General features: G+C 63.3%; 11 protein-coding genes. 6 read left to right on the top strand and 5 right to left on the bottom strand.

Going from position 1 to position 13,231, the window contains the following annotated elements; all coding sequences use genetic code 11:
* Window position 1: 1 nt before the first annotated feature.
* Window positions 2-1,441, bottom strand: a complete 1,440-nt coding sequence (locus RMO89_RS07645) for an NAD(P)/FAD-dependent oxidoreductase (RefSeq protein WP_310532282.1) — start codon at window positions 1,439-1,441, stop codon at window positions 2-4.
* 181 nt (window positions 1,442-1,622) lie between these two features.
* On the opposite strand from RMO89_RS07645, the gene RMO89_RS07650 reads away from it, so the two are divergent.
* Genes RMO89_RS07650 through RMO89_RS07665 form a run of 4 tightly spaced genes read left to right on the top strand, consistent with a single transcriptional unit; the run spans window position 1,623 to window position 5,278 of the window.
* Window positions 1,623-2,612 carry an alpha/beta hydrolase gene (locus tag RMO89_RS07650; RefSeq protein ID WP_310532283.1) on the top strand — a complete coding sequence of 330 codons (990 nt, stop codon included), beginning with the start codon at window positions 1,623-1,625 and terminating at the stop codon, window positions 2,610-2,612.
* A 1-nt stretch (window position 2,613) separates the two neighbouring features.
* Window positions 2,614-4,023, top strand: coding sequence for a 3-isopropylmalate dehydratase large subunit (gene leuC, locus RMO89_RS07655; protein WP_310532284.1), 1,410 nt, complete (start codon window positions 2,614-2,616; stop codon window positions 4,021-4,023).
* Window positions 4,020-4,649, top strand: a complete 630-nt coding sequence (leuD, locus tag RMO89_RS07660; protein WP_310532287.1) for a 3-isopropylmalate dehydratase small subunit — start codon at window positions 4,020-4,022, stop codon at window positions 4,647-4,649. The genes leuC and leuD overlap by 4 nt, the downstream gene beginning before the upstream one ends.
* Window positions 4,646-5,278, top strand: a complete 633-nt coding sequence (locus RMO89_RS07665; protein WP_310532288.1) for an isochorismatase family protein — start codon at window positions 4,646-4,648, stop codon at window positions 5,276-5,278. The genes leuD and RMO89_RS07665 overlap by 4 nt, the downstream gene beginning before the upstream one ends.
* A gap of 13 nt (window positions 5,279-5,291) precedes the next feature.
* On the opposite strand, the gene RMO89_RS07670 is transcribed toward RMO89_RS07665, so the two are convergent.
* Window positions 5,292-6,236 (bottom strand): VOC family protein, encoded by a 945-nt coding sequence (locus RMO89_RS07670; protein WP_310532289.1) that lies wholly within the window; start codon window positions 6,234-6,236, stop codon window positions 5,292-5,294.
* A gap of 83 nt (window positions 6,237-6,319) precedes the next feature.
* Here RMO89_RS07670 and RMO89_RS07675 point away from each other — a divergent pair, with 83 nt between their 5' ends.
* Window positions 6,320-7,102 (top strand): SDR family NAD(P)-dependent oxidoreductase, encoded by a 783-nt coding sequence (locus tag RMO89_RS07675; RefSeq protein ID WP_310532291.1) that lies wholly within the window; start codon window positions 6,320-6,322, stop codon window positions 7,100-7,102.
* Between the two features lie 208 nt (window positions 7,103-7,310).
* Window positions 7,311-9,797 (top strand): TonB-dependent receptor domain-containing protein, encoded by a 2,487-nt coding sequence (locus tag RMO89_RS07680; protein WP_310532292.1) that lies wholly within the window; start codon window positions 7,311-7,313, stop codon window positions 9,795-9,797.
* A gap of 117 nt (window positions 9,798-9,914) precedes the next feature.
* On the opposite strand, the gene RMO89_RS07685 is transcribed toward RMO89_RS07680, so the two are convergent.
* Genes RMO89_RS07685 through RMO89_RS07695 form a run of 3 tightly spaced genes read right to left on the bottom strand, consistent with a single transcriptional unit; the run spans window position 9,915 to window position 13,133 of the window.
* A complete protein-coding gene (locus RMO89_RS07685; protein ID WP_310532293.1) occupies window positions 9,915-10,778 on the bottom strand; it encodes a formylglycine-generating enzyme family protein in 864 nt (287 codons plus the stop codon).
* 2 nt (window positions 10,779-10,780) lie between these two features.
* Window positions 10,781-11,809, bottom strand: coding sequence for a Gfo/Idh/MocA family oxidoreductase (locus RMO89_RS07690; protein ID WP_310532294.1), 1,029 nt, complete (start codon window positions 11,807-11,809; stop codon window positions 10,781-10,783).
* Entirely contained in the window at window positions 11,799-13,133 is a 1,335-nt protein-coding gene (locus tag RMO89_RS07695) for an MFS transporter (RefSeq protein WP_310532296.1), read from the bottom strand. Before RMO89_RS07695 ends, RMO89_RS07690 begins: the two co-directional genes overlap by 11 nt.
* Window positions 13,134-13,231 lie beyond the last annotated feature (98 nt).

The raw sequence follows: 13,231 nt of genomic DNA on the forward strand, positions 1-13,231 counted from the left end.
ATCAGGCTCCCAACACTTCTAGAGCGACGCGTTCGGCGGATTCAAAGGCCCCTTCAAGCCCGCGTGCGCCGGTTGCGGTGTGTTCCCCGCAGAAATGCACGCGGCCCGCCGGTTTCGCCATGTGATTGACCAGGCCAGAGATGTGGCCGGGACCGAAATAGGCCCAGTCGCCCAGATTGAAGCCCTCGTTCTTCCAGCTGAAGAATTCGGCGGCGCGCAGCTTGCCTTTGGTCGATGGGCGCATGGTCTCGATCGCGCCGGTGACGGCGGTAAACACGGCGTCGCGCCCCATCGCGTCCCAGGTGTTGGCGAGGCCACCCCGCGCCTGCGCGATGAAACCGGTGATCTCGTCAGGCGAGCTGCCAAAGCGCTGCGGCATCAGGTTGCCGGCCATGCCATCGGTCCACATACCCAGCGCCAGGCCGTCCTCGTCCCAGAACGGCGCGGTGGCGGTGAGGAAGACCATCGACAGCGGCTGGTATGGCAGGCTGGCCACGGCCTGCGCCTGCGGTCCCTTCAGGCCCGGCAGTATCTTGACCTTGCGCAGAGTCGAGAACGGCAGCGAGCAGATCACCTTGCGCGCGGTAAACTGCGAACCGTCGCGGCAATGGACCGTCGCCGAAGCCGCGCTGCTGGTGATCGCAATCACTTCCTTGCCCAGCAGGACATCGCCCTTGAGCAGCTTCGCCATGCCTTCGGCCAGTTGGATATTGCCGCCCTTCACCGCCATGGACCGCGGACCGGCAGCAAATTGCGCCTTAACGAAGCCATCGTTGTATTCAAGCATCAACGCCGAAACGTCTGCCGCTGTTGTGCCGTAATAAGGCGAAACATCGTTTCCGATCCGGATGGCCTCGTCTGTCAGGCCTTGCGCTTTTAGGAAATCTCGCAGCGGAATATCGAGCTTGGCGCTGGCCGGATCGTTCCACGCGGTCCAATCGGCAAGGGGATTTTTCTGGCCGATCAGCTTGGCGACCAGTTCTCCCGGCATAGTGGTCTTGAGCGCATCGGGGAACGGGTTACCGGGAAATTTCGCCCAATCCTCGCGGGTCATGGATTTGCCATTTAGCCAGAGCATCGGCGGCTTGCCGAGCCGATAGCGCGCGCCGACTTCGACCAGTTCAACGCCCGCACGTTCCGCCGCGTCGAAGCCGCGGCCATAGCCGTCCGCCATCGAATTGAAGCCCATTTCGGGATAGCCGGGCTGGTCCATCAGCGTCGCAATGCGGCCGCCGACACGGCCCCGCCCTTCAAGCACTTTGACCTTCAGGCCCTGCTGCTCCAGAATCCACGCCGCCTGCAGGCCCGAAGCGCCGGCGCCCAGCACGATGACATCGAGCATGCGCGCGGGCTTGCGCCGAACCTTCGCCTCAAGCGGTCCAGCCAGTGCGCCAAAGCCAAAGGCCGCAGCGCCGAGCGTGAATTTGCGCCTGTCGATCATCGCGGGCAGTCCTTTTCTTCCCGAAGGTCCGGGCCAGTGCCCGTTCCTCACCACAGCGAGCCTTGCCGTCGATCAAACGGCGGCTGGCTCACCACCAGTCGGATAGACGTGCAAGCCTTTCGGAAGCTCATTAAATGGCCGATAACCGGGATAACGAATTCTCACGGGGAGTCTCGGGATAATGGCACTTGGCAGGATCTTTACAGCGCTGGCGCTCAGCGTCGCCGCGCTTCAGCCGCTGCCGGCATGGGCGCAGGGTGCTACAGCGGCCAGCGAAGCGTTCCCGCGCCTTTCGGTGGCCGAACTGCGCAAGAAATATCAGGACGCGCAAAGTCGCTACATGACGATCAAGGGCGTCGAGATTCACTACAAGGACGAAGGTCCGCGCAGCGCGCCGGTGCTCTTCATGGTCCATGGCTCGCAAAGCTCGGTGCGGACGTGGGACCGGATCACCCAGCTGCTCAAGGGCCGCTACCGCGTGATCCGCTATGACATTCCGGGTTACGGCCTTTCCGGCCCGGCCACCGACGAAGCCGCCGCGAGCGTCCAGCCGGTGGAGATTGCCGAAGGGTTTGTCGACGCGCTGGGCGTGAAGAAACTGACCTTTGTCGGCGTTTCCAGCGGCGGCACGATGGGCATGTACCTCGCCGCCAAGCGCCCCGAACTGGTCGAGCGGCTGATCTTGTCAAACACGCCATCCGATCCGGTAAAGACCGACCACCTCGTCCAGCCGCAGAGCTTTCTCGATGCGCAGGCCCGGGCGGTGAAGACCGGTTATCAGGACATGACGTTCTGGAACGAATATCTGTCCTATTTCGCGGGTGATCCCGCGCGCATATCGGTCAGAACCCGCGCCGAGTACTATGATTTCAACCGGCGTCAGAAGGAAAAGCACCCGATCGCGCTGGTCGCGCGGATTGGCGATGGCAAGCAGGCAGCCATCGAGATGGCCAAGGTCAAGGCTCCCACCCTGCTCGCCTGGGGAACGGGCGATCCGCTGCTGCCCGAAAGCGCGGCCAATGCCATTGCGCGCTATCTGTCGAACGCGCAGATCTCGCGCCTGATGATGCCCGATGTCGGTCATTATCCGCCGCTGGAAATTCCCGACCGCTTCGCCCGCATCATCGCCGACTATGTCGAAGTCGTGATCCCAGCCAAGGCCCCCAAGTGACATGAGCCAGCCGCGTACACTTTACGAGAAGTTGTGGGACAGCCATGTCGTCGCCGAATTGCCCGGCGGTGAGGCGCTGCTCTATATCGACCGGCAACTGCTGCACGAGGTTTCCAGCCCGCAGGCTTTCGTCGCCATGCGCGAGGCGGGACGACGGCTGCGGCGGCCCGAAACTCATTTGTCTGTCGCCGATCACGCTGTCCCCACCCGCGCGCGCAGCACTGGCATCGCCGAACCTCTCGCCCGGGCGCAGGTGGCCGAGCTGGAGGAAAACGTCGCGCACTTTGGCATCGAATATGCCGCGCTTGATGGCCCGGATCAGGGCATCGTCCATGTTATCGGGCCGGAACTGGGCTTTACCCTGCCCGGCACGACGATCGTCTGCGGCGATAGCCACACCACCACGCACGGGGCCTTCGGGGCACTGGCCTTTGGCATCGGCGCAAGCGAGCAGGCGACCGTCATGGCCACCCAGTGCCTGCGGCAGGGCAAGGCCAGGACGATGAAGGTGGAACTGGTGGGTGAGCGGCATCCGCTGGTCTCGGCCAAGGACGTCTCGCTCGCGCTGATAGCCCGCATCGGTTCGAATGGCGCTGTCGGCCACGCGGTCGAATACGCCGGCGAGGCGGTGCGCGCCATGTCGATGGCCGAGCGCATGACCCTGTGCAACATGACCATAGAGGCCGGTAGCCGCATCGGTCTTGTCGCGCCGGACGAGACGACATTTGCCTATGTCCGGGGCCGCCGGATGGCACCCGAAGGCGCAGATCTGCAAGCTGCGACTGCCTATTGGCGCGGCCTTGTTTCTGACGAGGAGGCAGGGTGGGACCGCATCGTCACCATCGATCTCGCCGAGGTTGCCCCGCAGGTCAGCTGGGGTACCAGCCCGCATCAGGCGGGTCCGGTCACCGCCGCCCTCCCCGATCCCGCCACGCTTGGTGAGGGCGCAGAGCGGCGCGAGGCGGAGAAAGCGCTGGCCTATATGGGGCTGGAGCCAGGTGGGCAGATCGCCGGAACTCCGGTCACTCACGCCTTCATCGGATCGTGCACCAATGGCCGGATCGAGGACCTGCGCGCCGCCGCCGCCATCGCGCGGGGCCGCAAGGTTGCCAGCGGGATCAAGGCCATCGTCGTACCGGGCTCAGCTGCCACCAAGATGCAGGCTGAGGCCGAAGGGCTGGACCGGATATTCCTCGACGCCGGGTTCGAATGGCGGCTCGCCGGGTGTTCGATGTGCGTCGCGATGAACGATGACCGCCTGCAGCCGGGCGAGCGCTGCGCCTCCACCTCGAACCGCAATTTCGAGGGCCGTCAGGGCCCCGGCGGGCGTACTCACCTGATGAGCCCGGCCATGGCCGCAGCGGCGGCGGTAAGCGGCTGCATTGTTGATGTCCGGGACCTTGCATCATGAAACCGCAGCCCTTCACCACCGTCACCGGAACAGCCGCCGCGATGCCGGAGGACAATGTCGATACCGACATCATCTTCCCCGCGCGTTTCCTGTTGCTCACCCAGAAAAAGGGGCTCGGCGCCCATGCCTTCCATGACCGCCGGTTCAACCCGGACGACAGCGAGAACGCCGGCTTCGTGCTCAATCAGCCGCCGTTCCGTGAGACGAAGTTCCTTGTCTGCGGGGACAATTTCGGTTCCGGATCGAGCCGTGAACAGGCGGTCTGGACCATAGCGGATTTCGGCCTGCGCGTAGTCATCGCCACATCTTTCGGCGAGATTTTCCACTCCAACTGCATGCGCAACGGACTGCTACCGATCACGGTTTGCAACGCCACGGCAACGCAGTTGCAAGTGGCCGCCGCCGCAGGGCGCACATTTACCGCCGATCTTGAAGGCATGACCCTCACTGTCGAGGGCCTTGAACCCATTCCCTTCACCCTGCCATCCGAGCGGCGACTGGCGCTGATGATGGGTTGGGACGAGACTGACATGCTGCTGGAAAACCACGGCGCGGACATTTCCCGCTTCGAAGCGGCGCAAGCGCTCATCCAGCCCTGGCTCCATCACGAAAAGGCACCCGCATGAGCGACGACGAACTGCTGGCCAACTATGCCCGCGCCTACAACACCCGCGTCGGTTTCGGATCGCGCCCGGCACTGATCCTGATCGATTTCTGCCAAGGCTATTTCGACCCCGAATGCGATCTCTATGCCGGGGTCGAGGATGCCATCGCTTCTGCCCTGCGGATTCGCGAGGCTGCCCGCGCGGCTGGCGTGCCGGTGGTGCTGACCAATGTCGTATATCACCCCAGCGCCATCGACGGCGGCCGCTTTTTTGAAAAGGCCGCGCCACTAAAGAACTTCATCAAGGGCAGCCCGATGGGCGCGTTCGGGCCGGGGCTGGTCGCGCAGGACGATGAACTGATCGTCTCCAAGCAATACCCCAGCGCCTTCTTCGGCACCTCGCTGGCATCGACGCTGACGGCGGCGGGAATTGATTCCGTGCTGCTCACCGGGCTCACCACCAGCGGCTGCGTGCGGGCGACCTGCATCGATGCCATGTCCCACGGCTTCCGCACCGCTGTCGTGGCCGAGGCTTGCGGCGATCGCCACCCCGCCCCTCATGAAGCCAACCTGTTCGACATGAACGCCAAATACGCCGACGTCGTCAGCGAGGCCGAGACCGTCGCTTTCCTGAACGGTCTTCCGCGCTAGAATTACTGGCGCGCTAGACCGCTTGCAGCACTTCGAGCCGCGCGCCCCACGGCGTGCGGATCGATCCGGCGAGGCAGCGGCCATGCGGTTGCCAGTCGAGTTCGACCAACGGCGTCACCGTGCAATCGCCCTGCCCCGCCCGCTCCAGCATGCTCGCCGCATCGCTGACCATAAAGCGCAGACAAGCCCAGCCGCGACCGGGTGCGGCATCCGAAAAGTCGATGCCGCCGCAATCGAAGGCGATGATCTCGACCGATCCCTCCATCCGGCCATGGGGATGATAGATGCCGACCTGCGCGCCAATTCCCGGAGCCAGTCGAACAGGCAGGCCCATGCAATTGCGCCCATCCGGATGCTGCAGCTGTGTTTCCTGCACAACCTGCCAGCCCAGTGTCTCGCAATAGAACGCCCGCGCAGCCGCGAAATCCGGGACGATCTGGGTGGAATTGAACACCCACGATGCTGGCCCGCCGATGCCTTCATAACCTTGAAGCATCGGGGCCACCCGTTCCATCAGCGCGATGACCACGCCATCGGCGTCGGCCTCAACCACCTCACGAACCGAGAGCGGTCCGAAGTCCCAGTCAGTGATCGGCGCAGGCGAGGAAAAGCCGCTGAGCGACAGCGCCCGGTGCAATGGCTCAATGCCCTGCAAGGCGCGCATGTTGATATCGAAGATGCCGCCCGGATCCCAAGACTGCCCACCATCGCGTGTGCGCGGCAGCGGATCGCCGTGCACCTCGATAAGGCGGATTGCACCGCGCTCGCTGTCCGGATGGACGAGCAGCACTTCACTCCCTTCCCCGCCCGCAAAGCCGAGCAGATCAAGCGCCGGTGCCGGCACCGCGCCGCTATGGCTTGCTTTGAATTTCAAGGTATCCCGCAAGCGCGCGGAGCTTGCGCGCATATCCGCGACGATGGCGACGGCTTCCTGAAATCCGTTATCGAGCGAGATCATGCCGCTCCCATAACCTTATCGCTGTGCGGCAAACCAAACTTGCACCCTTGCTCCGCAGAGCGGAGAAAGCTGGATACGGGGGCATGATGATGGAATCACAATCAGGACAGCTCGCCAGACGATTGACCGGCAAGCTCGCGGCGGTCACTGGCGCAGGCCTTGGCATTGGTCGCGCCAGCGCCCTGCGCTTTGCCGAAGAGGGGGCGCGGCTACTGTTGATCGATAACGATGGCGTGCGATTGGCCGAAACTGCAACCCTGATCGGCAACGCAACCGACGTCACCTGCATTACTGCGGACGTGACCGACGAGGCACAGGTTGAGGCAGCCTTTGCTCAGGCCGGCGAGGTGTCAGTCCTCGTGAACAATGTCGGCGGCGGCGTTTCGGGAAGGATATGGGACCTGTCCGTTGCCGATTGGGACCGTACCATGGTGCTTTCGCTCCGCTCCATGTTCCTGTGCACCCGCGCGGTGGTGCCGGGCATGATCGCGCGCGGCTATGGCCGGATCGTATGCCTGTCGTCGGGCGCGCGGAACGGCACTGTGTGGAACGCCTTCCATACCGGCGCCTCTGCCTACTCGACCGCCAAGGCCGGCGTCGTCGGCTTTGTGCGAGATCTCGCGATCGAGCTGGCGGATCACGGCATCACCATCAATGCCGTTGCCCCCGGCCCGATCGACACCGAACTTGCCGGACCCTATTTGCAGGCGATGCACGACCAAGGCCTCGAATATAGCCCGCTCCGCATGGTTCCCATGCACCGTCTGGGAACGCCTCGTGAAGTCGCCGATGCGATCCTTTACCTTGCCTCGGACGAGTCGACCTACGTCACCGGAACGGTTCTCGATGTCGCAGGAGGGCGTTAACGCATTGTTTTTTATCAGAACGTGGCAGGCCCCAAATCCGACAGGCGAATAATCGGGGTCACTTCAGTTCAAATCATACGCCGTGAGGAGGACCTTCTGCACTGATTGAAACGGTACCGGGTTCCCAAAGCCAAAATGGCACCCCGGTCCACGCCCATGGGGGGAATTTATGACAACTCTTCGATTCCAGCGTCACCTTTCTGCGTCAATGTCACTGGCAGCCATCGCTACAACGCTTGCAGCAGCCCAGCCTGCTTTCGCCCAAGCAGCCGACGAAACCGTCGAAGAAGCCGATGCCGGCGCGATCGTCGTCACGGCGCGTAAGCGCGAGGAAGACATCCTCAGCACCCCGGTTACCGTGCAGGCCTTCACCGCCGAAAAGCTTGATGCCAAGGGCGTCACGACGATGCAGGATCTGGCCGCAAACACGCCGGGCCTTAACATCAACGACAGCTCGTCTGGCCACGCCGACCGCGGCTTCCAGCAGGTCGTGCTGCGCGGCTTCACCCCGGTAACGACGCTGGCCACCACCACTTCGCTGTTCATTGATGGCGTTCCGGTGTCCTCGCCTTCGGCCTTCACCTCGATCTCCTCGCCCGAGCGTATCGAAATCCTCAAGGGTCCGCAGAGCGCCTACTTCGGCCGCAACACCTTTGCCGGTGCCGTCAACGTGGTGAACCGCGAACCCGGGAACGAATTCCATGGTTCGGGTCTGGTCAGCTATGGCACGCACGGCAACCAGAAGTACCGTGCCGAAATCGAAGGCCCGCTGCTTGAAGACATTCTCTACCTGCGCGGTTCGTTCGACTATTTCGAAAAGAAGGGTTCGTGGGTCAATGCCGCTGCCGGCGGCGGCACGCTGGGCGACCAGTCATCGACCTCGGGATCGGTGACGGCCGTGTTCAAGCCAGTTACCGGGCTGAAGATCAAGGCCTTCATGCTGTTCTCCAAGGACGATGACGGCGCCCCCGCCAACGGCCGCTACGTTGCCTATGACGTGAAGAACGCTGCCGGCACGGTCATCCTGAAGAACTCGGCCAACTGCTCTTTCACGGGTGACAACCGGGGTGTTCTGGGCGCTGCCGGACTGGTTGCGGTGGTCAATCCCTACATCTGCGGCACCGTTGGCACACCGCCCAACCCGGTTTCGGCGAACGTTACCAGTGACGCGAGCACGGCGTCTTTCCTGGCCATCCCGGAAAACCGCCTCGTCCGCCCGCAAAATGGTGTTCAGGGCTATGGCCTGCGTCGCAATTACCACCACTATCACCTGACTGGCGATCTCGACATCACCGACCAGATCACGTTCTCGGCGCTTGCAGGCTGGGGCACCGAGGCATGGAACACCATGATCGACCTCGATGGCTTCGACGGCAGCCTGATCGCGGCGGGTTCGGGCGCATCGGTCCCGGCAACTTCACCCCGTGGGTACTATGATTTCCCGTTCCTCGTAGAGCGCAAGACGACGGACAATTCGCTCGAAGCGCGTCTGGCTTATGAATCCGACAGCCTGCACATGGTCGGCGGCTTCAGCTACCTGAACGCCACGGTCCAGTCGGCATCGCGCGGCACCACCGGCGTTCTGACCGCCGCTGGCACAACACCTCCGGGCGGCGTCAGCCAGAACAAGACCTATGGCATCTTTGGCGGCATCACTTACGACTTCACCGACCAGTTCTCGCTCAGCGCTGAAGGCCGTTACCAGACTGACAAGCTTTATGCCTACAACGGCGCGACTGCTGTAACTGTAACGGTTCCCGACTTGATCCCGGTCGGCACCTATGCGCCGCGTGCCCTGCTCGCCAGCGCCACGTACAAGAACTTCATGCCGCGCGTGATTGCCAATTTCCAGGTCACGCCTGACATGATGATCTATGCAAGCTGGGCCAAGGGCGTGAACCCGGCGCAGTTCAACTCCAACCTGATCACCCAGACGGCGGCAACGCAGATTGCGGCGGCGGCTGCCGGCGTGAAGGTTGCCGTTCTGCCTGAAAAGATCACCAACTACGAACTGGGCGTGAAGGGCAAGGCGCTCGACGGCGCACTGCGCTATGCCGTGGCAGCGTACTATGCCCAGTGGCGTGACCAGATCAACTCGGTCCAGCTGCTCATCCCGGTTGCCAACGCTTCGCCGATCCTGACCGGCGGTGTCCAGAACGCCGGTTCGGTCGACCTGAAGGGCATCGAGGCCGAAATCGCCTTCCGCGCGAATGACTATCTGACGATCGACATGGCCGGCGCACTCAACGACAGCAACATCAAGCAGTTCAAGAGCGTGACGCTGAGCCAGCTGACCGGCATCTACGACTATTCGGGCAAGGAAATGCCCTATTCGTCGAAGTACTCGTTCACCTTTGGCGCCCAGGTCGGCCATGACATTGAAAGCTGGGACAATGGCAGCTGGTTCATCCGTGGTGACTTGTCCTACAAGTCGGGCACCTGGAGCGGTCAGGCCAACACCTCGAAGTCTCCCGCCCGTACTGTCGTGAACCTGCGCGCCGGCATCACCAAGGGTCCGTTCACCATCGAAGGCTACGTGACCAACCTGTTCAACGACACGAACATCACCAGCCTGATCGACCAGACCGGGTTCGATCCGATCGGTGGCACCTTTGGCGTCCGCGCCAACGCCGCCCTGTTCTACAACCTGCCCGATCAGCGCACGGCAGGCGTGGTGGTGAAGGCCAAGTTCTGACCTGAAACCGGACTACCGTAACGAGACGGCCGCACGAAAGTGCGGCCGTTTTCGTATGTGCGGCCGATTTGGTTATGCGGAAGATATGCGGCGGGCTTGTCACAGCCCGCCAGGACGTCAATCTTGCGGCAATTCCCGCGCCACCCGGAATCCCAGGTGGCTATTGCGCGCTCCCGGCGGATCGCCGATGCGCTGGGCCGAGCGGACGCTCCAGCCTGAAAGGATCCAGCCGCCCCCGCGCACATTGCGCAGCTTGCAATCGCCGCTGACCCACGCCGATCCGTCATTCGGCGCACCAACATAATCGTCATGGTGGCAATCGCCGACCCACTGGGCGACGTTGGCGATCATGTCATGCAGGCCAAACCGATTGGGCGGATAGGAGCCGACCTCGCTGGTGCGATCGAGGTTGTTCCCGAAGTTCGCGTCGTCAGGCCCGAGGGCATTGCCCGAAGGATACCAGGTCTTCGTGCCAGCGCGCGCCGCATATTCCCACTCCGCTTCACTCAGCAGGCGATACCGCTGTCCCGTCTTCCGTGACAGCCAGCCGACATATGTCATGGCATCGGCATAGTTGACGTTGATCACCGGTCGCCGCCCGCGTCCCCAGCCGGCATCACCGGGGCGGTAGCCATTGCACCCGCCGTCGGCCGCGCAGGCGTCCCACTCGGCAAAGGTTACCGCATAGCGGCCCACGGCAAGCCGGTAGCCGATCGTCACTCGGCGGCGCGGCTCCTCCATCTTGTCGAACATCGCCAGCACACCCAGCTTCCGGCGCTCCCTCGCGGATGAACCCATCACGAAGGATCCCGGCGGGATCACCACCATCTCCGGACAATCACGGCATTCAGCAAAGGCTGCTCCGGGCAAGAGCGGCGGGAATGGCGGCGCAGGGGCATCACTGCGCGGTTGCGGGAAGGAGACTGGCTTGTCTGGTGGAGCGACAGCTACGGTAGTGGCAAGGGCAAGCAATAGCGACATGGCTATCCTTTCGGTGGTGGATCGATTTCCTCGGCTGAATTAGCCCGCAGCGATGCGCGCACCCGGTCAAGCAGTTCGATGCCGAGCGCGGCTTCCGCCCCGCTGGGGCAGCGATGCCCCTCGCGGCGCATGGCTTTGGCGAATTCGGCAAGCTGACCTCTGAAGTAATGCGCAAGATCGCGCCCGCCCATGCGGCCCGGGTCAGTGACCATCCCCGGCGGCGGCACGATCACCGGTGCGCCGTTCCACAGCAGGGTCTCGCCATGGATGATCTCCATCACGCCCTTTTCGAAAAACAGCACCTTGCGGTCATGGATAGGCAGCTGGTTATAGGACAGATGGAGCGTGGCCATGCGTCGGCCCGGATAAGCGAGCACGATCATCGCCTCGTCCTCGCCCTGCCAGCCTGACTGGTGGCGCGCGCCTTCGGCATGGACCCGCGTCGGCGCGACATCGCCCATGGCGAGCTGGATGAAATCGAGCGAATGCGGCGCGAACAACGAGACGATCAGGCCTTCCTCAGGCGTGCGTTCGGCCCACCACGGAGCTTGCGGACCATCCCAGAAGACACAGGAACTGACTTCAACCGCGCGCAACCGGCCAAGCTCCGCCACATGATCGAGCAGGTAATTGACCGGCGCGCAATGCCGGAATGTGTGGCCGGCGGCGAGCACCAAGTCTTGACGCTGGGCTTCGGTGGCCAATGCCCTCGCCTGCTCCCCGGTTTCGGCGAGCGGTTTTTCAACCAGCACGTGCTTACCGGCTTTCAGGCTGGCCATCGCCTGCTGGGCATGGTCGCCATTGGGCGTGCACAGGATCACGCAGGTCACCCCGGGCAGCGCCAGCGCGTGATCGAGCGATGCCAAGGCCATGGCACCAAATGGCGCCGCCGCTTCATCGGCCCGGCCAATATCGCGATCGACCGTCGCTATCAGGCGATAGTCCTCAGGCAATTCGGCAATGGCGCGCAGGTGCGATGCACTGATCCTGCCGCAACCAACCAATACGACTCCGGCTTGTTCACTTGGCATCGGTTTTTCCTTCCTGCTTGCCATCGACAAGCCGCCAAATCAGCGCAGCGGCCACCAATTTGGCGAGGCCGGGCAGCGTTGCGTAGGAGAACACGATGCCGGCCACGGCCTGCGCCGATTGCGCCGCTCCGCGCTGCGCGGCTGCGGCATCGAAGCCGCTGGCGGAAAGCAGCGCGCCGACAATCAGCGTACCGCCCAGCGCAATTCCCGCCTTCTCGATAATCGACCAGATCGCCGAATAGACGCCGGCGCGGTTCTCACCCAGCCGGGTCCGGGCATCGGCGATGGTATCCGACAGCAGCGAAAGGACAATCAGGCCCCAGCCCGCATTGAACGTCGCCATGATAGCGGCGAGGCCGTACGCCACCCAGATCGGCGCATCGACCAGTTGCCCCCAGGCCAGTGTCACCAGGCCATGACCGCAAGCTGCCAGCACGTACGTGTTTTTCTTGCCGAGCCTCCGCGCGACCCAGACCCACAAGGGTGATCCGCCCATCACCGCAAACGCCATGATTGCTGACATCACGCCAATCTGCGCGAAAGCGTCCGCGCGCTGCATCGCAAACTTCACGAAGAAGGCGAACGACGCATAGGACACGCCTGAGGCAACCGTCATGATCACCGCTGACAGGCACAGAACAGCAAAGCTGCGATCGCGGAAGGCATTTGGCAGGTCATGTAGCGACAAGGGCCGGCCGGTGCTCACACGGTCTGGAATGCGTGCCGCGAAACGCCAGGCAGTGAACAGGCACAGCAGGCACATCGCGCCAACCAGCGCAGCGGTAATCAGGTAGGCTGTCCGGTCCCCGCCGAGACGTCCGACCAAGGCCGGTGCCGCAGCCGAACTGAGCAGCACGCCGACGCCGGTGAAGCCGTGCTTCCACGCCATAAGTTCGGTCCGTTCCTGCGGATCGGGCGACATTTCGGTGAATTGGGCGAGGTAAGGCACCGAAAACATGCTGAAGGTCGCCATGTAGAGGCTGAAGGTCATGAACACCCAGGCCACCTGCACGGATTGCGAGGCATGGGGCACGGCGAAGACCGCCAGCATTGCCAGCGGTGCCAGCACCCCGCCGACCAGCAGCCAGCGCCGCCGGGGAAAGCGGTCCGCGATACGGTCCGATCCCATGCCGACGGCGAGGTCAAACACAGCCCCGAAGAAGACCTTGGGCAGGAAGATCGCCGAGCCCGCCACCGCTGGCGCTATCCCCATAACGGTAGTCAGGTAGAACAGCAGCAGCAGCGAAGGCACGTCGCGGAACAGCTGGCCGGCAATCTGGCCAACCGCGAAACCGGCCTTGGTCCCGGTCGCAAGTTTCGTCACGGTGTTCTCCCCAGGTTGATACCGCAATGGATAGGGAAACCCGGCTGTTTCCGTGATTAGCGGGAGCTTTGTCCGAATGGTGGATAGGCGGACATGAC

The organism is Novosphingobium sp., from assembly GCF_031424035.1.
GTDB lineage: Bacteria > Pseudomonadota > Alphaproteobacteria > Sphingomonadales > Sphingomonadaceae > Novosphingobium.